This window comes from Streptomyces sp. A0642 (assembly GCF_004795105.1).
Lineage (GTDB): Bacteria > Actinomycetota > Actinomycetes > Streptomycetales > Streptomycetaceae > Streptomyces.
The window spans coordinates 75,280-97,418 of sequence record NZ_SSBL01000003.1; the positions used below are offsets into that span (position 1 = coordinate 75,280).

The window sequence follows — 22,139 nt, forward strand, 5'->3', positions numbered from 1 at the left end:
CGTGTCCGCTTCACTCCCGGCTTCACTTCCGACTTCACTTCCGACCAACCGATGGGACTTCGCGATGACGAACCTCGACACCACCACTCCGGAACCGAAGGCGATCTCGCAGGTGCTGCACTACACCGCCTTCGCCACCAGCCCGGCCGGCGGCAACCTCGCCGGCGTCGTCCTCGACGCCACGGCGCTCGGCGACGACGAGATGGTGGCGATCGCCGCCGGCCTGGACTATTCGGAGTCCGCCTTCGTCACCCCCGGGCCCGCCGCCGACGACCGCTCCTTCACCCTGAGGTTCTTCAGCCCCAAGGCGGAGGTCGGCTTCTGCGGCCACGCCACGGTGGCCACCGCGGTGGCGCTCGGCGAACGGCTCGGCACAGGTGACTTCGACTTCCACACCTCGGCGGGACTGGTGCCCGTCCGGGTCGTACGCGAGGACGGCATGCTCAAGGCCACCCTCACCAGCGTGGAACCGGCGGTGTACGAGGTGGAGCCGGCCGATGTCGCGGAGGCCCTGGCGGCGCTCGGCTGGGAGGCCGGCGAACTCGACGCCGCCCTCCCGGCGCGCATCGCCTTCGCGGGCGTGCGCCACCTGGTCCTGGCGGCCGCCACCCGCGAGCGACTGGCCGACCTCGACTACGACTTCGACCGGTTGCTGCGCCTGATGCACCGGCTCGACCTGACGACGGTGCAGCTGGTGTGGCGTGAATCCGCCACTGTCTTCCATGTCCGTGATCCGTTCCCCGTCGGCGGCGTGGTGGAGGACGCCGCCACCGGTGCCGCGGCCGCCGCCTTTGGCGCCTACGCCCGCGAACTCGGTCTGGTTCCGGCGGCCGCGCACCTCACCCTGCACCAGGGCCACGACATGGGCCGTCCGTCTCTGCTGGAGGTCGACCTGCGCGCCGGGGAGCCGCGGGTACGTGTCACCGGCGCTGCGATCGGCGTCTGACCCGCCCGGCACACTCGTGCGCCGTGGCCACCACGAAAGCCCCACTCTCGGGCCGGCCGTCAACCATCCGACGGCCGGTCCCGCAAGGAGCCCGGCGCGGCGCGCGCCGACGGGAGCCGGACGCTCTTCGACCGGCTGATCATGTCTCTGGTCGGCGGCCACCTCGTCATCCGCGGCACCGGACGCCTGCGTGGCCACCTCGTCATCCGCGGCACCGGACGCGTGCGTGCGGGCCCAGATGGTCAGTCCGCCGGCCGTGGGTATGTCAGGCGGTGCGCTTCACATGGCGGGCCAGCCACATCAGCAAGGCGTCCAGGTCGGTGGCGGCCGAGAGTACCCGCTCGACCGCTTCGGGAGTGTGCAGCCACTCCTCGCAGCCGAGAGAACGGGCGGCGATCAGCGAACGGTGGCGCAGCAGGTCCGCACGGGGGTGGTCTGCCGGACAGCCGCGCGGCGGGCGTCGCATCACGTCCCCGGAGAGGTCATAGCCCTTCTGCCGCAGGTCGTTGACGAGGGCCGACAGTTCGCGGCCGCTGCCCTCGGAGGCCACGGCCCTGCGGAACGCGTCCACCTGGCCCGGGTCGGGATACCACCAGGCGCCCTGGATCCGCAGGCCGTCCAGGGAGAACCGGAGACCGATCTCGACCTTGCGGCCGAGCCGGATCACCGCGCTCTGGTTCTGCCACCACCAGGAGCCGGTGCGGTAGTGCCAGACCGAGAAGTCCTCGTACCGGGGGTCGGTGTCCGCGACATCGTTGAGCAGGGCGATCATCGGCTGCCGGACCAGTCGCTCGCGGTCGGCGCGGCAGCGCTCCCTGGTCGCCCTGGCCGGTTCACCCTGGAGCTGCCACAACACGTCGATGGCCTGCTCCGGCCAGCCGGTGAACTGTCGCTCCATGCGCGGAGGATAGCCCAGCCCGCCGTTGGCGAGTCCCGCGTCCCCGGGCCGGCCGGCGGCTCCGTCACCGGCCCCGGTCGCGGAGCCGGTCAGCTTTCGACTTCGGACTTGTCGTCGCCCCAGAGGGTGTGGAAGGCGCCGTCGCGGTCGGTGCGGTGGTAGGTGTGTGCGCCGAAGTAGTCGCGTTGGCCCTGGGTGAGGGCGGCGGGGAGGCGTTCGGCGCGCAGGGAGTCGTAGTAGGCGAGGGTGGCGGCGAAGGCGGGGGTGGGGACGCCCTGGGTGACGGCGGTGGCGATCACCGTGCGCCAGTCGTCCTGTGCGGCGGCGATCTCCTCGGCGAAGCTCTTGTCGGACAGGAGGCTCGGCAGCTGCGGCTGCGCTTCGTAGGCGCTGGTGATGCGGTCGAGGAACGCGGCCCGGATGATGCATCCACCGCGCCAGATCGCGGCGATCCTGCCGAGGTCGATGTTCCAGTCGTACTGCTCGCTGCCGGCGGCGATCTCGTGGAAGCCCTGGGTGTAGGCGACGATCTTCGAGGCGTACAGCGCCTGCTCCACCTGGTCCGCGAAGGCCTTCGCCTCGTCCGCGCCGAGCTGGTGCGCGGTCGGTCCGGCGAGGTGGCGCGAGGCCTCGCGGAGGGCGGTGTGGCCGGAGACGGAGCGGGCGAAGACAGCCTCGGCGATGCCCGAGACCGGAACGCCCAGGTCGAGCGCGATCTGCACGGTCCAGCGGCCGGTGCCCTTCTGCTCCGCCTGGTCGAGCACGACGTCGACGAAGGGTTCGCCGGTCGCCGCGTCCACGTGTGAGAGCACCTCTGCGGTGATCTCGATGAGGTAGGAGTCCAGACGCCCGGTGTTCCAGGTGCGGAAGACGTCCGCGATCCGGGAGGGGGAGTATCCGGCCACGTCGCGCAGGAGCTGGTACGCCTCGCCGATGAGCTGCATGTCCGCGTACTCGATGCCGTTGTGCACCATCTTCACGAAGTGGCCGGCCCCGTCCGGCCCGATGTGGGTGGTGCAGGGCGTGCCGTCCTTCGCCTTCGCCGCGATCTTCTCCAGCATCGGTCCGAGCGACTCGTACGACTGGGCGGAGCCGCCCGGCATGATGCTCGGCCCGTTCAGCGCACCTTCCTCGCCGCCCGAGATGCCCGCGCCGACGAAGTGAACGCCCCGTTCCCGCAGCTCCTTCTCGCGGCGCCGGGTGTCCTCGAAGTGCGCGTTGCCGCCGTCGATGATGACGTCGCCCTCGTCCAGCAACGGGGCGAACTCCTGGATGACCGCGTCCGTGGCCTCTCCGGCCTTCACCATGACGACCAGGCGGCGTGGCCGTTCCAGCGCCGCGACGAACTCCTCGGGCGTGTGCGCGGGCACGAAGGCCCCCTCGCCGCCGAACTCCTTCACCAGGGAATCGGTCTTCGCCGTCGTGCGGTTGTGCACCGCGACCGTGTAGCCGTTGCGGGCGAAGTTACGGGCCAGATTGCGGCCCATCACCGCGAGTCCGGTGACGCCGATCTGCGCACTGCCGCTCATCTGTCTGCTCCTGCCGTCTGTGGGGAGGACCGGGGAAGGCCCGCGGCCGCGAGGGTGCCGGGCGTGGATCGCGGGCCGGCTCGCCCGCGGTGCCGCGATGTCCAGTATGGATACGGGGGTGGAGGACGGCCTGTTCAGCGCCCCGACGGCGTGCCGTGGCCCGGCCCGTCCGCCGGGCCGGTGTGCTCTCGGCCCGCCCCTCCGCCTGTGTATATTCGGAGAAAAGCTAAAGGTCCTAGGAAGCACGGCGGCACACGAGGGGGCGGGGATGGTTCGCGCAGGGCTCACGACCGACCGGGTCGTGGCGGCGGCTGCCGACCTGGCCGACTCGGACGGCTTCGACAAGGTCACCATCTCCGCGCTCGCCCGTGGCTTCGGCGTCAAGGACGCCAGCCTGTACTCCCACGTCAAGAACCTCCACGACCTGCGCACCCGGGTCGCGTTGCTGGCCGCCGGGGAGTTCATCGACCGGATCGAGGCGGCCGTGGCCGGGCGGGCCGGAAAGGACGCGCTGACCGCCTTCGCCGACGCCTACCGGTCCTTCGCCCTGGAGTGCCCGGGCCGGTACGAGGCGACGCGGATGCGGGTCGACCCCGCGATCGTCGCCGAAGCGCCCGCCTACCACCGGACCATCGAGACCACCTCGTCGATGCTGCGCGCCTACGGGCTCACCCAACCCGATCTCACGGATGCGGTACGGCTGCTGCGCAGCACCTTCCACGGGTTCACCGCGCTGGAGGCCGACGGCGGATTCGGTGCGCCGCGCGCCGTGCAGACGTCCTGGGAGCGGGCGGTCGAGGCCCTGCACTTCCTGCTGGCCAACTGGCCCTCGGCGACCGGCGGGGGCGGACGCGGCGCGTGATGCCGCGGGTGGGTGGCGGCCGGGAGCGGCCAGGCCGGCTGCCGCGCCGGAGAGACCCGGCCACGGGGTGGCCGGAACTCGCTGTGCTCTTGTCATCACCCGCTGTCTGCCCATACGTTGACCGCTTGCGACGTGTCCTACTGCCAGTGGGGGAGCCAAGTCATGGCCGCGAACGGACGGCACCGCAGATACCAGCCGAGCCGCATCAACCGTGCCTCGCTCACGGTCACGGCAGGCGGCGCGGGTCTTGCCCTGCCACTCATCACCGCGGCCTCGGCGGGCGCGGCGTCAGCCGATGTCTGGGACAAGGTCGCCGCGTGCGAATCCACCGGCAACTGGCACATCAACACGGGCAACGGGTACTTCGGCGGGCTTCAGTTCACCCGGTCGACCTGGGCGGCGTACGGCGGCACGGCCTACGCGCTGCGTGCGGACCTGGCCACCCGGGACGAGCAGATCGCCATCGCCGAGAAGGTCCTCGACGGCCAGGGCCCGGGAGCGTGGCCGGTCTGTTCCGGGAAGGCCGGCCTGACGCGGGGCGGTGACGGCCCCGACATCAGCACGCAGACCGAGCGGACCGCAGCGGTCGCGACGCCGAAGAAGGCCGAGCCCCGGGCCTCCACGCAGGCAAGGGCCGAGACGAGAGCGGTCTCGGCGCCGGCCACCCCGACCACCGTGCCGGGCATGCGCGATTCGTACACCGTGGCGCGTGGGGACTCGCTCTCCGGGATCGCGGCCGACCGGCGCCTCGAAGGCGGCTGGCAGCGGCTCTACTCGGCGAACCGCAAGGTCGTCGGTGACGACCCGGACCTGATCTTTCCCGGCCAGCGCCTGAGCCTCGACCTGGCGGGGCCTGCGAGGACGGGCGCCGGCACCGTTCCGAAGGCGGACGCCCCGGCCGAGCGGACGGCCGGGCGCAAGGCGGCGCCCGCAGCGAAGAAGACGGCGGAGCCGGAGCACGGTCGCCCGTCGCACCCCCCGAAGGCGGAGCCCAGGCCGACGGAGCGGCCGAAACACACCGAGCACCCGAAACACACGCAGCAGCCCAAGCACACCCAGCAGGCGAAGCCGAAGCCCAAGAAGGCCGAAAGCCACAGGACCGAGAGCCACAAGACCGAGCGGGCGGAGAAGCACTCGGGGCTCACCGCCCCGGTCGCGGCAGGCATCGGCACCCCGTACCACCAGGCAGGTTCCTGGTCCAGCGGCTACCACACGGGCGTCGACTTCCCTGTGCCCACCGGCACATCGGTGAAGGCGGTGCGGGCCGGCACGGTCGTCTCGGCGGGCTGGGGCGGGGCGTACGGCTACCAGATCGTCATCCGGCACAGCGACGGCAAGTACAGCCAGTACGCGCACCTGTCGTCGCTCCTCGTGCGCTCCGGCCAGCACGTCGGCGGGGGTCAGCGCATCGCCCGCTCCGGTTCCACCGGCAACGTCACGGGGCCGCACCTGCACTTCGAGATCCGGACGGGCCCCGACTACGGCTCCGACATCGACCCGCTGGCCTACCTCAGGGCGGGCGGCGTCAGGGTCTGAACGCCGGGGCGGTCACCGGCCGCGGCGGCGGAGGCGGCGGACCCCGCGGAGGACGCGTTCCTGCGCGCGGCGCCGCCGAGCCCGACGCCGCCCAGCGGCTGCGGGTCCGGTCCGAACGCGGACTGAGCCACCCGGCGTTCCAGTGGGCTCCGCACGGGCAGCAGCAGAGGGTCGGGAAACGTTTCGCCGGGCGTCACCGGCGACCTCGGCACCGCGGGCTCGCCCAAGGTCGCCACGGCCGGAGCCGTCGACCGGACCGGCCGCGGCAGACGACCCGGGTCGCCCGGTGCATCCGCCGGGCCGGCCGCTCCGCCCACCGGGTCCGGCGAGCCGGCGGGCCCGGTGAAATCCCCGGGGCCGTCGCCGGAGGTCCCCGTTCGCACGGACGCCGCCGAGGGCGCGGCGACAGCGGCGCCGCCCGCTGCCCTGCTCGCCCGGACGGCGGCCGGCGCGTGCCCGGCCCCGGCCTGCCCGACCTCGCGGCGCTCCGCGCTCATCCGTTCCGTGGTGAGCATGATCAGTCCGCCGGCCGCCACGGCCCCGCAGACCAGGGCGAGCATCGTGCCGGCCGTGCCGTGCCGGAACTGCTCACCGAACAGCGTGATGCCGACCGCCGCGGCCACCACCGGGTTCACCACGGTCACCGTGGCGAGCGGGGCCGTCAGACCCGCGCCGCGGTAGGCGGCCTGGGACAGCAGCAGTCCGGCTCCCGCGAGCGCGGCGATGACCAGCAGCGTGGGAAGGCCGGCGCCCACCGAGCCCGAGGTCCACTGCATGGCCACGGTCTTCGTGAACACCGACGCGATGCCGAAGGCGACCCCCGCCGCCCCGGCCAGGACCACGCTGCGTATCACCGGCCGGCGCATGGCCCTCGCGACCAGGATGAGAGCGGCCACCGCCCCGAACGTCACGGTGGCGAGCATCAGCTGCTCCGCCCCGCCCAGGGTGTGCGCGTCGGAACTCCCGGTCAGGGCCAGCAGTCCCGCGAGCCCCACCGTCGCCATGACGGCCCCGCGCCAGGCGGTGGCCCCGGCCTTGCGGTGTACGAAGAGAGCGGCCATGGGCAGGGCGAACACGATGGTCAGCGCGCCCAGCGGCTGGACGAGGCTGAGCGGGCCGTACGCCAGCGCCACCACGTGCAGGACGGCGCCCACGCCGTTCAGCGCCACCGCCGCCCACCAGACGCGGTCACGCAGCGGTGCGAGGGAGCGGCCGTCCGAGGCCGTGGCCACGCGCTCCTGCACGATCGCCCCGGCCGCGTAGGCGACCGCGGAGACCAGTGACAGCAGCACGGACAGCGCGAGGGAACTCATGTACACCACGATCTCCCTTCAAAGCCGCCGCGTCGTCGTCCCTGAGACTGCGATTCGGCCTACTGCTTTGGTAGTACGGGAGTGGTCCCGGTGTCCTCCTCCCGACGGTAGTCCTCCCTGCGGCCGACGTCAGAACGATCATCCCGCACGGATACGGTGAACCGCGAGCCGCGGCACTGCCGGTACCCGTGGCATCACCTCAGGTGGGCGGCGGGGCGGAGGGAGGAAGGCCGATGGAGGGGGACGACGCGAGCGGCCCGGGCGGGTTTTTCGCGCTGCGGACGGCCCCGGTACCGGACGGCGGGCACCTCGCGCTGGCGCGGCTGTACGCGGGGGAGGGCGCACCTCTCACGGCCCGGATCGATACGGTCGCGGAGCGGCTCGGGACGTCCGAACGCCGCGTCGCCGCCTCCGTGGCGCATCTGGGCCTCGCCGCGCGGCTGTGGTCCATCGCGCTGGGAGCGGCTGCCCTGACGGGAGGTGTCCCCGGCCTGCGGGCCGAGGACCTCCACTGGGATCCACGGCTGCCCGCACCGCAGGACCTCTGGTCGGGGGGCGGAGCCGCGCGTGCGGGCTCGGCCGCCCGGATCCGGGAGGCCGTCCAGTACGGCCATCTCGCACCGCTCGCCGAGGCGGTCCGAAGGGACACCCCCGTGCCGGTCCGGCTGCTGTGGGGGAACGCCGGATCCGCTCTGGCGGGAGCCGTGCGGCAGCTGATCGCCTGGGCGGGCGCCCACGCCAGGCCCGACGTCGCCGCGCGCGCCCGGGCCCTGGCCGCCGAACTCTTCGACCACCCGGATCTGCGCGGCACGGGCGCGCCCCACGGGCCGGGCTTCCGGAGGGGCACCTGCTGCCTCTACTACCGCGTCCCGGGCGGAGGCCTGTGCGGTGACTGCGTCTTCGACGAGGCCCCGCGCCGGCTCCGGGGCCGCTCCGGCGGGGGATGAGACGGGCGCCACGCCTTCGTACGGCAGAGCCTTTCGGGTTTCTCTCGTGAGCGGTTCGGCACGTAAGGGGGCCGGGGAGCGGCGAACGGGTTACGAAGTCGGAGTCGACGCGGAACGGTTCGTCTCCGCGCCACCCCGTCCCCGCCCCGAGGAGCCCGGACATGCAGCAGTCCACCGCGAGGACCACCGGTGCCGGGCTCCGTGCCCGTACCCCGAGGCCGATCGGTATCAGGCATGGTTCTTGACCTCGTCGTCATCGGCCTGGCCATCAACGCGGGGCCGTTGCACAACAGCGCGTTCATCCTGCTGCTGTCCGCACCCCGGGGTGTGCGCAAGGGACTGGCGTTCATCCTGGCCTGGCTCGGCTGCCTGGTCCTGGTGCTCGCCGCCGTGCTCCTGCTGACCGGTGGCAAGCCCCCGGCCCCGAGAAGCGCCCCTTCCACGCTCGCCCTGGCACTCAAACTGGTGCTGGGCATCGCGATGGTGGTCTACGCGGAGCGGAAGCGGAGCCGGGGCGGAGGCCGCCGGGCGCCCCGGACCCCCAAGTGGCTGGGAAGGCTGGACAGCGCCTCCGGCTGGACCGCCGCCGGACTGGGCGTTCTGCTGCAGCCCTGGGGTCTGGTCGCCGCGGGCGCCGCCACCGTCGTCCAGGCGCATCTGACCTCCCTCGCCTCCTACGCGGCTCTGGTGGTCTTCTGCCTGCTGGCGACCTCCGGGCTGATCGCGATGGAGCTGTACGCGACGTTCCGGCCCGAGAAGGCACGCACGGAGCTCGGTGCGCTGCGCGAGTGGACCGAGACTCATCAGGACCAGGTGATCGTCACGTTGTCCCTGCTCGCCGGAGTGTGGCTGGTCGCCAAGAGCATCTACCAGCTCGTCTGATCCGCGGTCCCGCCGGGCACACCGAAGGACGGCGCGACGAGCCGGTGCGCGCCGTCGTGCCGAGGCATCTGACGTGGGCTCTTCCTGAATTCCTCCGCTCCGCACCGGGGCTTGTCATGGACCTGGACAGCGCCGCATGCGGCGTGCTGTCATGCCAACGGTCAATCCTTCCAACGTTGTACATCGCGTGGCAGCGAGCCGCCACCCTTCCCCGCGAGGAGGTTCCGTGCGCATCGACAAGAGACTGATTCTGTTCCTGGCAGCCGCCGTGGGCGCCGCAGGACTGACCGCCGTACCCGCCGCGTCGGCGGTCGGCCAGGACCCCGGAGACTCCTCCGACGTGCGAGGGCTGAAGGGGGAGTACTACACGCAGTCCGCCCCGGGAGCCTTCGACTTCGGCGATCTCAAGGCCACCGGGTTCGATCCCTCCATCGACTTCCCGACCCTGGAGTCGCGGCTGACCTCGGCCACCGGACAGGCCGACGACGCCAGCATCCGGTGGACCGGGAAGATCGTGCCGGAGAAGTCCGGCGCCCATACGTTCTCCATGATCGGGGACAACGGCTTCCGTCTCTGGATCGACGGGAAGCCGGTCATCGACCACTGGGTCGACGACTGGGAGCGCGAACAGACCTCCCAGCCGGTCGAACTGAGCGCCGGGACCGCCTACGACTTCAAGGTGGAGTTCTTCGAGCATCAGGGAGGCTCCAACCTCCACCTCAAGTGGACGGAGCCGGGCGGCGCCAAGGTGACCGTCCCGCAGTCCGCTTTCCGGCTTCCGGACGACTTCGCGTACGACGGGGCCGTCGGCACCACCGTTCTCGCCGACGGACGCACCCTCAAGCTCGACTTCGCGCAGAAGCTCGGCGCCCTTCCGGCCGGACTCGTGAACCACCTGGACGCCGTGATCGGCGGTGCCGCATGGCCGCTCGGCGCGGTCGAGGCCGATCCGGCCGATCCGCGCAGCCTGACCGTGGCCCTCCGGGAACCCGTCGTCGGGAACAGGACCGGGGACGCCCCGGGCCTGGCCGACATCCGCTACGACGGGGACGGCGCACTGACCGGAGAGGACGGCAAGGCGGTCGGAGCCTTCTGGTCCAGTGGGCCCAACCGGTCGACGTACCAGCTCCGCACGGAGTGGGCCGACGAGGTGGGGCCGGGGAACGCCCTGCCCGAGTACCCGCGGCCCCAGCTCACCCGCGACAACTGGCAGAACCTCAACGGGTCCTGGGAGTTCGCCGCGGCGAAGGCGGGGGAGCAGCCGCCGGTCGGCAGGAAGCTCGGCGAGAAGATCCTCGTCCCCTACCCGGTCGAGTCGCAGCTCTCCGGGATCGAACGGCACGAGGACCGCATGTGGTACCGCCGGACCTTCGCCGTGCCGAAGAACTGGAAGGTCGGCTCGGCGAAGCGGCTCCAGCTGAACTTCGGCGCCGTGGACTGGCGGTCCGAGGTGTACGTCAACGGCCACAAGGTCACCGAACACAAGGGTGGCTACGACAAGTTCAGCGCCGACGTCACCGACGCGCTGAGGCCCGGGCGCAGCCAGGAGCTGATCGTCGGCGTCTACGACCCGACCGACGCCGCGGGGGGCGAGAACCCGCCGATGGGCAAGCAGCGCCTGGACCCGAGCGGCATCTGGTACACCCCGTCCTCCGGTATCTGGCAGACCGTCTGGATGGAACCGGTCGCGGCCGACCACGCGGACGCGCTGAAGCTCACCCCGGACGTCCCGGGCGAGAGCGTCACCGTCGAGGCGCGCGGCGTGCGTGACGGCGTTCCGGTGACGGCGATCGCGTACGACGGCAAGCGCAAGGTGGGCGCGGTCACCGGCCGGACCGGCTCGGCCCTGAAGGTGCCCGTACCAAACCCGCACCTGTGGTCCGCGGACGACCCGCACCTCTACCGGCTCGACGTCACGGTCGGGTCCGACCGGGTCGGCAGCTACTTCGGCATGCGGTCCATCGCCGTCGAGAAGGTGAACGGCACCCCCCGCACCGTGCTCAACGGCAAGCCGGTCTTCATGATGGCCACCCTCGACCAGGGCTTCTGGCCGGACGGGCTGCACACCGCGCCGACCGACGAGGCGCTCGCGTACGACCTGAGGATGCACAAGGCGCTGGGCTTCAACTCCGTCCGCAAGCACATCAAGGTCGAGCCCGACCGCTGGTTCTACTGGGCGGACAAGCTGGGCCTGATGGTCTGGCAGGACATGCCGGCGATGAACACCGTGAACCCGTCCGCCGCCGCGCGCGCCGAGTACGAGCACGAGATGAAGGAGATGATCGACGAACACGCGAACCACCCGTCCGTCGTCATGTGGGTCACGTTTAACGAGGGATGGGGCCAGTACGACGAGGCCCGGATCGCCGACCAGGCCAAGGCCTGGGACCCGACACGCCTGGTCAACAGCATGTCCGGGATCAACCTGGGCGTCGACGGCGGCACCGGGGACATCATCGACGAGCACGGCTACCCGAGCCCCGCGCTGCCGAGGCCGGACGGCCGACGGGCCCTGATGAGCGGCGAGTACGGCGGACTGGGACTCGCGGTGCCTGGCCACGCCTGGGCCGTGCAGCAGTCGTACATCGCGGTCGACCCGGCCACGTACACCGACGACTACCTGACCAAGCTCGACGAGGTGCACGCGCTGGCCTGCAAGGGCGGCAACGGCGCGGTGTACACGCAGATCTCCGACGTGGAGGGTGAGTTGAACGGCCTGCTCACCTATGACCGCAAGGTCGTCAAGCCCGACGTCGAGCGGGTCCACGACGCGCAGCGGGCGCTGATCCGCGACGCGTCGAAGGACGTCGTGGCGGGCTGCCCGACGGTCTGACCTTCCATGCCGCTGTGGTCCTGCCCTGTGGCGGGCGGACCACAGCGGCACCGTCCGACCCCTTGACGCAGATCAACGGGGAACCAAGAATGATCGCGCTCTGACAACGTTGTCCGAAGGAGTATCTCCATGCACCGGATCCCACGGCCGCGACTTCGCGGCCCGGCGGCCGCACTCGCCGCCGCCGCGCTTCTGGGCGGCGTCCTCACCGGCGGGGCCACGGCCGAGGCCGCGCCCCGGTCCGAAGGCCGGCTGACCGACCTGGTCAACCCGTTCATCGGCACCCAGAACGAGGGCAACACCTACCCCGGCGCCTCCGTTCCCTTCGGCATGGTGCAGCTCTCTCCGGACACCGGCCACAACACCGGCTACGACTACGGCGAGAACCACATCCGCGGCTTCTCCTCCGTCCACCTCTCCGGCGTCGGCTGCGGGCTGGGCGGCGACCTGCCGACCCTGCCCACCACCGGAGACGTCACCGAGACCGACTACGCGAAGTACGCGGCCGAGTTCAGTCACGACGACGAGAAGGCGAGCCCCGGCTACTACAGGGTCGGACTCGGCACCGGCATCGAGGCGGAGCTGACGGCGACGCAGCGCACCGGCGTCCAGCGCTACACCTTCCCGGCCACCGACAAGGCCAACGTCCTGCTCAACGCGGGCCAGTCGCTGCACCGGACGCTCTCCTCCGAGGTCGAAATCCTCGACAACCGCACCGTGCGGACCGCGATCAAGGGCAGCGGCTTCTGCCAGGACACCAAGGCGTACACGGTCTACACCGTGACGCACTTCGACCGACCGTTCACCACGTCCGGCACCTGGAACGGCGACACCGTCACCGAGGGTTCGAAGAAGTCGTCGGCCACCGGCGCCCGCAACGGCGCCTGGCTGCGCTTCGACACCACCACGGACCGCACCGTCGAGGCCACCACGGCCCTGAGTTACGTCGACGCCGAGGGTGCCGCGCTCAACCTCCGCGCGGAGGGCGGCCGCAGCTTCGACCGCGTCGAGCGCGCCGCGCAGCGCACCTGGGAGGACCGCCTCGAAGGCGTGAAGGCCCGAGGCGGCGGCGACGGACTGCGCCGCACCTTCTACTCCTCCCTCTACCGGTCCTTCCTCGCGCCCAACGTCGGCAGCGACGTCGACGGCCGCTACACCGGCTGGGACCAGAAGACCCACCGCGCGAAGGGCTTCACGTACTACCAGAACTGGTCCCTCTGGGACACCTACCGCACCCAGGCCCAGCTCCTCTCGCTCCTCGCCCCGCACGAGTCCCGGGACATGGCGCTGTCCGTCCTGCGGATCGACGCCGAAAGCGGCTGGCTGCCCAAGTGGGGCTACGGCACGGTCGAGACGAACATCATGACCGGTGACCCGGTCACCCCCTTCCTCACCAACGCCTACCAGCAGGGTCTGCTGAAGGGGTACGAGGAGGAGGCGTACCGCGCCCTGAAGAAGAACGCCGACGGAGTGCCGCCCGCGGACTCCGCCCCGGTCGGACGCGAGGCCAACACCGAGTACCTGAAGGACGGCTTCGCCCCGTACGTCAAGGGCCGTCCGCACGCCAAGCCCGGCGACTCCGACTACGACCACGGCGCCTCCGCCACCCTGGAGTACGCCCTGTCCGACGGCATGCTCGCCGAGATGGCCCGCGACCTCGGCCACGACGCCGACGCCGCGCGCTACGAGAGCCGGGCCCAGAACTACCGGAAGATCTTCGACCCCTCCACCGGCTTCTTCCGCTCCCGCGACGCCTCCGGCGCCTTCACCGGTCCCGCCGACCCGGCACAGAGCGAGGGCTTCCACGAGGGCACGTCCTGGCAGTACCAGTGGATGGTGCCGCAGGACATCCCCGGCATGGTCGGCCTGATCGGCGGCAAGGACGCCGCCAACCGGCGGCTCGACTCCTTCTTCGCCTACGACAAGCTGCTCGCCGACCCGGCGAAGACGGCGCGCGAGGTCTGGGTCAACGGCCCGTACGCGTACTACAACGCCGACAAGTACAACCCGCAGAACGAGCCCGACCTCATCGCCCCGTACGCCTATCTCTCCACCGGTCAGCCGTGGAAGACGACCGATGTGGTCCATGCCGCGCTGACGCTCTTCACCAACGGTCCGACCGGTATGACGGGCAACGACGACCTCGGCACCATGTCCGCCTGGATGGTGCTCTCCTCGATCGGTGTCTTCCCGGTCCAGCCGGGCACCGACACCTGGGGGCTGTCGACACCGGCCTTCGAGCGCGTCGACATCACGCTCGACCGCCGGTACTACCCGCGTGGTTCGCTCACCGTGAGCGCCCCCGGGGCCTCGGACACCGACCGCTACATCCAGTCGGCGCGGCTCGACGGTGCGCGGCAGTCGCGCACCTACCTCACCACGGACGACATCCGCTCGGCGCGTTCGCTGTCCTTCACGGTGGGCGGCTCGCCGTCGGCCTGGGGCACCTCGCCCGAGGACGCCCCGCCCGCACTGGGCTGAGGCGGACCCCGCACGTCACGCGAGCGCCCTTCCCCCGTCCGACGGGGGAAGGGCGCTCGCGTGCGCCGGCCTCAGGCGGGCAGCGGCGGGTCGATCGCCTCGGCGGCGGTCGGGAAGACCGGCAGGACGCTGTCGAGGCCCAGAACCCCGATCAGCCGTTCCATGAAGGGGGACGGCGCGGCGAGCCGCAGACGGGGGCCCAGCAGGGTCTGGCCCTGAAGAAGCACGTTCACCGTCGTCGAATCCGCGAAGTTCACCCCTGAGAGGTCGACGACCACCGGCCCCACGCCCTCCTGCGCCGCGCTCTCCAGCGCGCCGCCGAGAGGGCTGACGTTGTCGAGGTCGAGGTCACCTGTCACGGCGAGGACCAGCGCCCCGCCGTCCTGGCGTGGGACGATTCTCATGGCTTTGCCGGCGCTGGGGGATGGAAGCACGTTCACCTCATGATGCACTGGACAGCGGGGGGAAGAGAGAGAACGCCGGTTGATGTGGACGGTCCGACGCGGGTCCGTTCCTGCTCGCGGCGGGTGTCGGCCAACGATAGAAGTAACAGTTGCCATTTGACAACATTCTCCGTGGGGCAACAATGTGTACCCCGGTGATCAACGTACGCACCCTTTCGAGGAGTGCCCCGGTACGCGGAAGCAGGGGCTGGATGATGCTAGGCGCTGTCCGCAATGTCGTCGCGGAGCCGGTCGGCAGGACTCCGGCCGGCGGCGAGCCGCTGCGACGCGGCCGAGCGGAAGGCGGCGAGCCCCTCGGCGAGCGCCGCCACCTCGGCCGGCTGCATGCGTTCCAGTACGGCGGAGAGCTCGCGCGTACGGATCACCCGGCACTCCTCGAGAAGGGCGCGGCCCCGCCCGGTCAGCCGGAGCTCGACCTCACGGCGGCTCGTCGCGCTCGGGTCCCGCTGGATGAGGCCCATGGCCTCCATCCGGTCGCAGAGCCTGCTCACCGACGGGGCGCGCGAACCGAGCGCCTCACCGAGCGAGCGGAGATTGCTGCCCTCCTGCCGCTCGATCACGAGCAGGGCCCGCAGCTGCGAGGGCGAGACCGTGCCGGGAGGCGCCGCCTCCTGGCCACGGCCCCAGAGCACCTCCAGCAGTTCGGACGCCGCGCAGACGTCCTCGGAAACCCGCTCGAGGCGGTGAGGAAGGCCGGGGCGGTGGGGCATCCATCCACTCTGTCATCCGGAGCGTCCTCCTGTCAGCCCGGACCCATCCCTGTCACCCGACGAAGAATGAGCGGAAGACCGTGAACGCCCGTATCGAGATCGAACGAGCCATGCGCGCCGCCGCGCCGCACGCACTGGTGGAGACGGTGCGCGACGCACTGGTCGCCGCGTACGACGCCCGGTCCGTGCAGGTGTTGCTGGCGGACTACGGGATGACCGTGCTCAGGCCGGTGGGGGCCGCACCGGAGCAGGACCGCGTTCTGTCGATCCACAACAGCCCTCAGGGCCGCGCCTTCGGCAGCCAGCGGCCGCAGGAGGAGCCGGCCGGCGACGGCGGCCAGGTCGAGCGTCACTTTCCCGTGACGGTCCGCGGCGAGCGCCTCGGAATCCTCAGCGTGCGTCTCCCCGCCGACGCGGCCACCCCGCAGATCAGGGAGGAACTGGCTCACGTGGCCGATCTCCTGGGCCGCGAGATCCTCGTGGCGGACCGGGCCACCGACCACTACCGGCGGGCCCGCCGCACCAACCGGCTCACGCTCGCCGCCGAGATGCAGTGGCAACTGCTCCCCGCCCGGGCCTTCACCGCGGCCGAGTACGCCATCGGCGCGCAGCTGGAACCCGCCTACGCCATCCACGGGGACAACTTCGACTGGGCCTCGGACGGCGACCACCTGACCGTCTCCGTGACCAACGGCTGGGGCGAGGGCATCCAGGCCTCCCTGCTCACCAATCTCGCCGTGAACGCGTTGCGCAACGCCAGAAGGGCGGGGATCGGCATCGCGGACCAGGCGGCCCTCGCCGACCAGGCACTCTACGAGCAGCATCGCGGCCACGCCCATGTGTCAACCCTGCTGCTCCGCTTCGACCTCGCCACCGGAGAGGTCGGCGCGGTGGACGCGGGCTCGCCCCAGCTGTGGCGGCTGCGGGGCGGCGCGGTCACCCGGGTGGAGCTGGACGCCCAGCTGCCGCTCGGCATGTTCGAGGAGTCGCAGTACGTGACCCAGAGCCTCCAGGCGCTCCCGGGCGACCGGCTGCTGCTCGTCAGCGACGGGGTGTACGACGCCGTGTCGCCGCAGGGCGAGGCGTACGTGGAACGCGGACTGGCCCGGGTGATCCTCGGGACGCGGCTGCTGCCCGCGGCGTCGGTCCCGGGGGCCGTCCTGCGGGAACTCGCGGACTACCGCGCCGCGGAGACGCTCGATGACGCGCTGGTCGTCTGCATCGACTGGTTCGGCAGACAGGGGAGTGACGGCTGACGCAAAGGCCCGCGCGCTGCCCGGGCCGGTCAGCTACTGAGCATGAACTCGGCACGGATGCGCTTGCCGACCGGTACCCGCTCGGCCGTCAGACGGTCGCAGAGGGCCACGACGATCTCCATGCCGTGCCCCCCGAGCCGGCTCGGGTCGGGGGAGTAGAACACCGGGAGCGCGCTGCTGCTGTCGTACACCGTGACGCTGATGCGCTCGGCGTTGCCCTCCAGTTCCAGCAGGCAGGGACCGTGGCTGTAGCGCTCGGCGTTGGTGACCAGCTCGCTCACGGCGAGCATCAGGTCATTGCGGGTGTGCGCCCCGAGCACGGCCATCCACTCGGCGACGAGCCGCGACAGAAAACGATCGGCCAGGGCGCGCGCCTGAGCGATGCACCCGGGCTCGCCGTCGAACACCTCGGCGCTGTGCAATGTCTCCGTGGGCGGCCGACAACTCCCGGGGGAGTCGTCGGGCCGGGAGAGGGCCTGTTCGTTCATGTGCTCCAGCCAAGGCGCAGCGGGAGAGGCGGTGAAGCCTCTCTTCTCGCTGATCGTGTACCCGCGCCGGGAGATCCCACTCCCAGGTGATGTCAGCGGGATATTACGCCCGTCCGGGCAGCCGCACCACGGTGACGAAGAACTCGTCGATCTGGCGGACCGCCGCGATGAACTGGTCGAGGTCGACCGGCTTGGTGACGTAGGCGTTGGCGTGCAGTTTGTAACTGCGCAGGATGTCCTCCTCGGCGGAGGACGTGGTCAGCACGACCACGGGAATGAGCGAGAGCTCGGGGTCCTGCTTGATCTGCTCCAGCACCTGGCGCCCGTCGTACCTGGGCAGGTTCAGATCGAGCAGGATCAGGTCGGGGCGCGGGGCGTCACCGTACGCGCCGCGGCGGTAGAGGAAGTCGAGCGCCTCCTGCCCGTCGCGGACCACATGGAGCGTGTTGCGGATCTTGTTGTCCTCGAACGCCTCACGCGTCATGAGCTCGTCGCCGGGGTCGTCCTCGACGAGCAGGACCTCGATGGGTTGTACGGGGTTGGTCACGCGGTGACTCCGGAGATCTCGTGGGGACCGGCCGTCTCCCCGGCGGCTGCCGGGGAGGTCTCGGCGTCGGCGGGGAGGCAGAAATGAATGCGGGCGCCCTGACGGGGTTCGGGATCGAGCCAGATCCGGCCGCCGTGGAACTCGATGATCTTGCGGCACAGGGCGAGTCCGATGCCCGTGCCGTCGTATTCGTCGCGGGCGTGCAGACGCTGGAAGATGACGAAGACCTTGTCGGCGAACTCCGGGGCGATGCCGATCCCGTTGTCCGTCACGGTGAAGTGCCAGACGTCCTCCTCCCGGACACAGCCGACCGTGACGACGCACGGCTCGTCGGGCCGGCGGAACTTCACGGCGTTGCCGATCAGGTTCTGCCATATCATCGCGAGCGTCGTCGCGTCACCGTTCACCTCGGGGAGCGGGTCCGCACGCACGACCGTGGCTCCCGCCTCCTCGATGACCAGCGCCAGATTGGCCAGGCTCCGGTCCAGAGCGTGGCCGAGATCGACGGCTCGCCAGCTGTCGTGCACGCGGCCGACCCGGGAGAAGGTGAGCAGGTCGTTGATGAGCACCTGCATGCGCTTGGCGCCGTCGACCGCGAAGTCGATGTACTGCTTGCCGCGCGCGTCCAGCTCGGTCCCGTACCGCTTGTCCAGCAGCTGGCAGAACGACGCCACCTTCCGCAGCGGCTCCTGGAGGTCGTGCGAGGCGACGTAGGCGAACTGCTCCAGCTCGGAGTTGGAACGGCGGAGCTCCTCCGTCTGCTGTGCCAGCAGGTCTTCGCGCCCCTGGGAGGCGTCGAGCTCCTCGACCAGCCGGCACCGCATGTCCTCGACGGCGGCGGCCACGGCCCGTACGTCGGACGGCCCGCGCACCTCGATCCGTCGGCGGAAGGTGCCGGCCCGCACCTGGCGGGAGGCCTCGGCCAGGGCGTTGAGCGGCCGTCCCACCACCCGGTGCAGCAGCAGGCTGAGGGCCAGCACGCACAGGACGAAGCAGGCCACCAGGGCGATCAGCGCCTTGTCGCGCGTGCCGCGTGCGTCGCTGAGCTGTTCCCGCGCGTGGTCCCGGGCGGCGTCGAGGTGGGACTGCTGGGCGGTGAGGAGGCGCCGGAGCGTGTCGAAGGCCGCCTTGCTGCCGGCGGCCCTGGCGGACGACTGGTCCTGAGGGCCGTCGCGCCGGACGGAGGCGATCAGCGGTTCGGCATGCTCCTTGCGCCACTGCGCCGAGGCGGCGGTGATCCGGTCCAGATCGCGGTCGTACGGGTCGCCGGTGCCGAGGGCGTCGCGGACCCGCGCCAGGCGCCGCTGCTCGTCACGCTTGCCGTTCGCGTACGGCTGCAGGAAGGAGGGGTCGCCGGTGAGCGCGTAACCACGGACCCCGGTCTCCTGGTCGAGCAGCGCGTTCTGGAGCTGGAAGGAGGCCGCGCGGGCCGGCTGGATACGGTCGACGAGTTCGGTGGTCCGGTCGGATATTCGGGCCAGGACGAGCCCGCCGACCACCAGACAGCCGCACACGACCAGGACGAAGCAGCCCAGGATCAGATGGACCCAGTTCTGGACCGACAGCCGGGCCAGCCGCCCCGGCCGCTGCGGAGTGTCGTCCGGTGAGTCACTGCTCATGAGGTGTCCTTTTCCATGCGAGATGCAGCACGGCCACGTCGTCGGCGAGGCCGCCGTAAGGAGCGGCCCCCTCGGAGGCGCCGGCGACCAGCGCGTCGACGAAGGGCCGGGCGGGCAGTGCGGACCGGTCCCGGGCCATGGCCAGCAGGCCTTCCTCGCCCAGTCGGGTGTCCGGTCCGGTGCGGCCCTCGAACAGGCCGTCGGTGAAGAGTACGAGACCGGCGCCGGGTCCCAGCGGGTGCTCGGTCGAGACCCACTGGCCGTGGCCGGGCAGCAGCCCGAGCGCGATGCCGCCCTCGGGCTCGACCCACTCGATGTGGGTTCCCTGGCGCAGCAGAAGTCCTGGGTGTCCCGCCCTGACGATGGCGACGTGGTCCCCGCCGGGGGGCAGGACGAGCGAGGTGACGGTCGCGAAGACATGGGGGTCGGAGCGTTCCGCGACGAGGATCTCCTCGAGCAGCGCGAGTTGCTGGAGCTGGTCGGTGCCGCACAGGACCGCGGTGCGCCAGGCCACCCGCAGGCAGACCCCGAGCGCGGCCTCCGCAGCCCCGTGTCCGGACACGTCGCCGATCACGGCGTGGACCGTGCCGTCGGGTCTCTGGACCACGTCGTAGAAGTCGCCGCTGAGCAGTCCGTGGGCGCGACCGGGCTCGTAACGGGCGACGGCCTCGAAACCGTCGTCGTGCAACAGCGGGACGGGCAGCAGGCCGCGTTCGAGGCGCGCGTTCTCCTGGGCCATCTGCTGGGTGGCGCGCAGGGCGGCCGCCGCCTGCTCGACCTGCTTGCGCTGGAGGGCGTAGCGCACCGCGCGCGACAGCGCCTGCGGGTCGATCCGCCCCTTGACGAGATAGTCCTGCGCCCCGGCGGCCACCGCGTCGAGCCCCGCCTCGGCCTCCGCCAGGCCGGTCAGCACCACGATGGCGGCGTCCGGCGTGGTCTCCAGGATCCGGTTCACGGCACTCAGCCCGTGTACGTCGGGCAGGTGCAGGTCCAGCAGGACGCAGACGGGTGTCCGGCGGCCGTGCAGGAAGGTGAGGGCCTCGGTCAGGGTCTTGCACCAGGTGAGCGCGGAGTCCAGCTCGCCGTCGGCGAGCATCTCCTCGACGAGCAGGGCATCGCCGGCGTCGTCCTCGACGAGGAGGATGGCGGCGTTGAGGCCCCAGACGGAAGGCCGTTCGGCCGGTACGGATCCGGCCTGTACCGGAAACGCCGCCGCGACCGGGTGCAGGGAGCGGGCGCCGGTGCGCATCTCAGCCACGTTTCACCCTCTCGTCGCGCCCGAGCGGGCCGTTGTCATCGTCCCGCAGCATATGTGAACGGCGCCCCCCGCCGTGCCGTCGGGCGCTCCCCGGCCGCCGAGCGGGGGCCGGGCACCGGTGGTTCAGCCCGGAGGGATGTCGCCGGTGAGCTTCTCCAGCCTCAGCAGATCGTGCGGGGTGATGCCGCTGAGCCCGGACACATCGTCGATCCCGGCGCCCGCGCGGACCGCGAGCAGCGATTCCAGCTCGACGTCCGCGCGGGCGGCGTCGGCTGCCGCCTCGGCATCCCGGAGCCGGTGCACGGCCAGTTCAAGGGGGGAGAGGTCCATGGACGGGATGGTCTCACGCGGCGGGGTCACGCCTCGACGGACATCCCTGCCCGCAACTGCTTGACGATGCGCGTGATCAGCCGGGAGACGTGCATCTGCGAGATCCCGAGCTCGGCACCGATCTGGGCCTGCGTCATCTCCTGACCGAAGCGCATCTGCACGATCCTGCGCTCACGGTCGTCGAGCTGTTCCAGCAGGGGTGCCAGCGTGTGGAGGTTCTCGACGGTCTCCATCCCCGGATCGGCCTCGCCCATCACGTCGGCGAGGGACCGCTGGTCGTTGCCGGAGTCGCCCTCGGCCGAGGGCGTGTCCAGGGACCCCGCCGAATAGCCGTTGGCCGCGACGAGCCCCTCGATGATCTCCTCCTCGGGGAGGCCGAGGTGGCCGGCGAGTTCCTTGACCGTCGGGTCGCGGTCCAGGTCCGCGGCGAGCTGTTCCTTGGCCTTGGCGAGATCGACCCGCAGCTCCTGGAGCCGGCGCGGCACGTGCACCGCCCAGGTGGTGTCCCGGAAGAAGCGCTTGATCTCCCCGACGATGTAGGGGACGGCGAAGGTGGCGAACTCGACCTCGCGCGAGAGGTCGAACCGGTCGATGGCCTTGATCAGCCCGATGGTGCCCACCTGGATGATGTCCTCGGTGTCATCGCCCCCGCGGTTGCGGAACCGCGCGGCGGCGAACCGCACCAGCGTGAGGTTCATCTCGATGAGGGTGTTGCGCGCGTACTGGTATTCGTGGGTGCCCTCTTCGAGGACCTGGAGACGGTCGAGGAACACCTTCGACAGGGCGCGCGCGTCTTTCGGGGCCACCTTGCCGGTGTCCTCGATCCACGGCAGTTCCGAAGCTTCCGCACCGCCGTGCCCGGGCAGCGAGCGTGCGCTGCCGAGGGTGGTGCCTGTCTGCTCCGTCGTGCTGGTCATGGTGTCGCCCCTCCGTGTTGCCAAGTGCGGTGGGGCTCGTGTGCCCGGTAATGGCGAGGTCATGCCGAACACCGCACATCTTTTTTTTCGGCGGCCTCCGGGCGGAGGGCCGCCCCTCGGATACGGCGGCTCCCACGCCCGAAAGGAGTATCGCTCGGGGCATGGCAAACTTGACGGGGGCGTTCGGCCCGCAGTGCGGCGGCTTTGCGCAGAAGCCCGCGGCAGGGTCTCAGCCCGTGGATGTCAGTCCTCATGAGCCCGGCCCGGTGGCGCGCCACGGTCCGCCGAGAGAATCCGGCGGTACTCGAGCAACAGAGGAACGG

At 71.3% G+C, this 22,139-nt stretch carries 19 protein-coding genes; 8 read left to right on the forward strand and 11 right to left on the reverse strand.

Annotated elements, in window-relative coordinates; genetic code table 11:
* The first annotated feature begins 64 nt into the window (after positions 1-64).
* A complete protein-coding gene (locus E6R60_RS07435; protein WP_206309337.1) occupies positions 65-946 on the forward strand; it encodes a PhzF family phenazine biosynthesis isomerase in 882 nt (293 codons plus the stop codon).
* A 265-nt stretch (positions 947-1,211) separates the two neighbouring features.
* Here the strand turns inward: E6R60_RS07435 and E6R60_RS07440 are convergent, their stop codons facing one another.
* Complete coding sequence (locus tag E6R60_RS07440) at positions 1,212-1,844, reverse strand: DUF2461 family protein (RefSeq protein WP_240802438.1); 633 nt, start codon at positions 1,842-1,844, stop codon at positions 1,212-1,214.
* Between the two features lie 89 nt (positions 1,845-1,933).
* Positions 1,934-3,373, reverse strand: a complete 1,440-nt coding sequence (gene gndA, locus E6R60_RS07445) for an NADP-dependent phosphogluconate dehydrogenase (protein WP_136325638.1) — start codon at positions 3,371-3,373, stop codon at positions 1,934-1,936.
* A gap of 268 nt (positions 3,374-3,641) precedes the next feature.
* Here gndA and E6R60_RS07450 point away from each other — a divergent pair, with 268 nt between their 5' ends.
* Positions 3,642-4,235: a TetR-like C-terminal domain-containing protein gene (locus E6R60_RS07450; RefSeq protein ID WP_136325639.1), complete on the forward strand. Its 594-nt coding sequence runs from the start codon at positions 3,642-3,644 to the stop codon at positions 4,233-4,235.
* Between the two features lie 162 nt (positions 4,236-4,397).
* Entirely contained in the window at positions 4,398-5,771 is a 1,374-nt protein-coding gene (locus tag E6R60_RS07455; protein WP_136325640.1) for a transglycosylase family protein, read from the forward strand.
* Here the strand turns inward: E6R60_RS07455 and E6R60_RS07460 are convergent.
* Positions 5,741-7,093, reverse strand: a complete 1,353-nt coding sequence (locus E6R60_RS07460) for a DMT family transporter (protein ID WP_136325641.1) — start codon at positions 7,091-7,093, stop codon at positions 5,741-5,743. The genes E6R60_RS07455 and E6R60_RS07460 overlap by 31 nt on opposite strands.
* Positions 7,094-7,317: 224 nt before the next feature.
* Here E6R60_RS07460 and E6R60_RS07465 point away from each other — a divergent pair, with 224 nt between their 5' ends.
* From E6R60_RS07465 to E6R60_RS07480, 4 genes are all read left to right on the forward strand, one after another.
* Entirely contained in the window at positions 7,318-8,031 is a 714-nt protein-coding gene (locus E6R60_RS07465) for a (2Fe-2S)-binding protein (protein WP_136325642.1), read from the forward strand.
* 234 nt (positions 8,032-8,265) lie between these two features.
* Complete coding sequence (locus E6R60_RS07470; RefSeq protein WP_136325643.1) at positions 8,266-8,913, forward strand: GAP family protein; 648 nt, start codon at positions 8,266-8,268, stop codon at positions 8,911-8,913.
* Positions 8,914-9,139: 226 nt separating this feature from the next.
* Complete coding sequence (locus E6R60_RS07475; protein ID WP_168713558.1) at positions 9,140-11,746, forward strand: PA14 domain-containing protein; 2,607 nt, start codon at positions 9,140-9,142, stop codon at positions 11,744-11,746.
* 129 nt (positions 11,747-11,875) lie between these two features.
* The gene (locus E6R60_RS07480; protein WP_136325645.1) at positions 11,876-14,227 is read left to right on the forward strand and encodes a GH92 family glycosyl hydrolase; all 2,352 of its coding nucleotides are present in this window, start codon (positions 11,876-11,878) and stop codon (positions 14,225-14,227) included.
* A gap of 71 nt (positions 14,228-14,298) precedes the next feature.
* Here E6R60_RS07480 and E6R60_RS07485 read toward each other — a convergent pair whose 3' ends face one another.
* Complete coding sequence (locus E6R60_RS07485; RefSeq protein ID WP_136325646.1) at positions 14,299-14,631, reverse strand: STAS domain-containing protein; 333 nt, start codon at positions 14,629-14,631, stop codon at positions 14,299-14,301.
* 257 nt (positions 14,632-14,888) lie between these two features.
* Positions 14,889-15,401 (reverse strand): MarR family transcriptional regulator, encoded by a 513-nt coding sequence (locus E6R60_RS07490; RefSeq protein ID WP_136325647.1) that lies wholly within the window; start codon positions 15,399-15,401, stop codon positions 14,889-14,891.
* 80 nt (positions 15,402-15,481) lie between these two features.
* Between E6R60_RS07490 and E6R60_RS07495 the strand changes: the two genes are divergently transcribed.
* The gene (locus tag E6R60_RS07495) at positions 15,482-16,657 is read left to right on the forward strand and encodes a PP2C family protein-serine/threonine phosphatase (RefSeq protein ID WP_206309338.1); all 1,176 of its coding nucleotides are present in this window, start codon (positions 15,482-15,484) and stop codon (positions 16,655-16,657) included.
* A gap of 29 nt (positions 16,658-16,686) precedes the next feature.
* Here the strand turns inward: E6R60_RS07495 and E6R60_RS07500 are convergent, their stop codons facing one another.
* The 6 genes from E6R60_RS07500 to E6R60_RS07525 all read right to left on the reverse strand — a co-directional run bounded on the left by E6R60_RS07500 (position 16,687) and on the right by E6R60_RS07525 (position 21,816).
* Positions 16,687-17,145 (reverse strand): ATP-binding protein, encoded by a 459-nt coding sequence (locus E6R60_RS07500; protein WP_136325648.1) that lies wholly within the window; start codon positions 17,143-17,145, stop codon positions 16,687-16,689.
* A gap of 103 nt (positions 17,146-17,248) precedes the next feature.
* Positions 17,249-17,692 (reverse strand): response regulator, encoded by a 444-nt coding sequence (locus E6R60_RS07505; RefSeq protein ID WP_136325649.1) that lies wholly within the window; start codon positions 17,690-17,692, stop codon positions 17,249-17,251.
* Positions 17,689-19,311 (reverse strand): sensor histidine kinase, encoded by a 1,623-nt coding sequence (locus tag E6R60_RS07510; protein ID WP_136325650.1) that lies wholly within the window; start codon positions 19,309-19,311, stop codon positions 17,689-17,691. Before E6R60_RS07510 ends, E6R60_RS07505 begins: the two co-directional genes overlap by 4 nt.
* The gene (locus E6R60_RS07515) at positions 19,301-20,560 is read right to left on the reverse strand and encodes a SpoIIE family protein phosphatase (protein WP_136326001.1); all 1,260 of its coding nucleotides are present in this window, start codon (positions 20,558-20,560) and stop codon (positions 19,301-19,303) included. The genes E6R60_RS07510 and E6R60_RS07515 overlap by 11 nt, the downstream gene beginning before the upstream one ends.
* A 132-nt stretch (positions 20,561-20,692) precedes the next feature.
* A complete protein-coding gene (locus E6R60_RS07520; protein WP_136325651.1) occupies positions 20,693-20,899 on the reverse strand; it encodes a hypothetical protein in 207 nt (68 codons plus the stop codon).
* Positions 20,900-20,925: 26 nt separating this feature from the next.
* On the reverse strand, positions 20,926-21,816 hold the full coding sequence (locus tag E6R60_RS07525; protein ID WP_136325652.1) for an RNA polymerase sigma factor SigF: 891 nt from the start codon (positions 21,814-21,816) through the stop codon (positions 20,926-20,928).
* Between the last annotated feature and the right edge of the window lie 323 nt (positions 21,817-22,139).

Coding starts and splice junctions, on each gene's coding strand:
- E6R60_RS07435 (WP_206309337.1), top strand. CDS start 65: ATGACGAACCTCGACACCACCACTCCGGAACCGAAGGCGATCTCGCAG.
- E6R60_RS07440 (WP_240802438.1), bottom strand. CDS start 1,844: ATGGAGCGACAGTTCACCGGCTGGCCGGAGCAGGCCATCGACGTGTTG.
- gndA (WP_136325638.1), bottom strand. CDS start 3,373: ATGAGCGGCAGTGCGCAGATCGGCGTCACCGGACTCGCGGTGATGGGC.
- E6R60_RS07450 (WP_136325639.1), top strand. CDS start 3,642: ATGGTTCGCGCAGGGCTCACGACCGACCGGGTCGTGGCGGCGGCTGCC.
- E6R60_RS07455 (WP_136325640.1), top strand. CDS start 4,398: ATGGCCGCGAACGGACGGCACCGCAGATACCAGCCGAGCCGCATCAAC.
- E6R60_RS07465 (WP_136325642.1), top strand. CDS start 7,318: ATGGAGGGGGACGACGCGAGCGGCCCGGGCGGGTTTTTCGCGCTGCGG.
- E6R60_RS07470 (WP_136325643.1), top strand. CDS start 8,266: ATGGTTCTTGACCTCGTCGTCATCGGCCTGGCCATCAACGCGGGGCCG.
- E6R60_RS07480 (WP_136325645.1), top strand. CDS start 11,876: ATGCACCGGATCCCACGGCCGCGACTTCGCGGCCCGGCGGCCGCACTC.
- E6R60_RS07485 (WP_136325646.1), bottom strand. CDS start 14,631: ATGAGAATCGTCCCACGCCAGGACGGCGGGGCGCTGGTCCTCGCCGTG.
- E6R60_RS07490 (WP_136325647.1), bottom strand. CDS start 15,401: ATGCCCCACCGCCCCGGCCTTCCTCACCGCCTCGAGCGGGTTTCCGAG.
- E6R60_RS07500 (WP_136325648.1), bottom strand. CDS start 17,145: ATGAACGAACAGGCCCTCTCCCGGCCCGACGACTCCCCCGGGAGTTGT.
- E6R60_RS07510 (WP_136325650.1), bottom strand. CDS start 19,311: ATGAGCAGTGACTCACCGGACGACACTCCGCAGCGGCCGGGGCGGCTG.
- E6R60_RS07515 (WP_136326001.1), bottom strand. CDS start 20,560: ATGCGCACCGGCGCCCGCTCCCTGCACCCGGTCGCGGCGGCGTTTCCG.
- E6R60_RS07520 (WP_136325651.1), bottom strand. CDS start 20,899: ATGGACCTCTCCCCCCTTGAACTGGCCGTGCACCGGCTCCGGGATGCC.
- E6R60_RS07525 (WP_136325652.1), bottom strand. CDS start 21,816: ATGACCAGCACGACGGAGCAGACAGGCACCACCCTCGGCAGCGCACGC.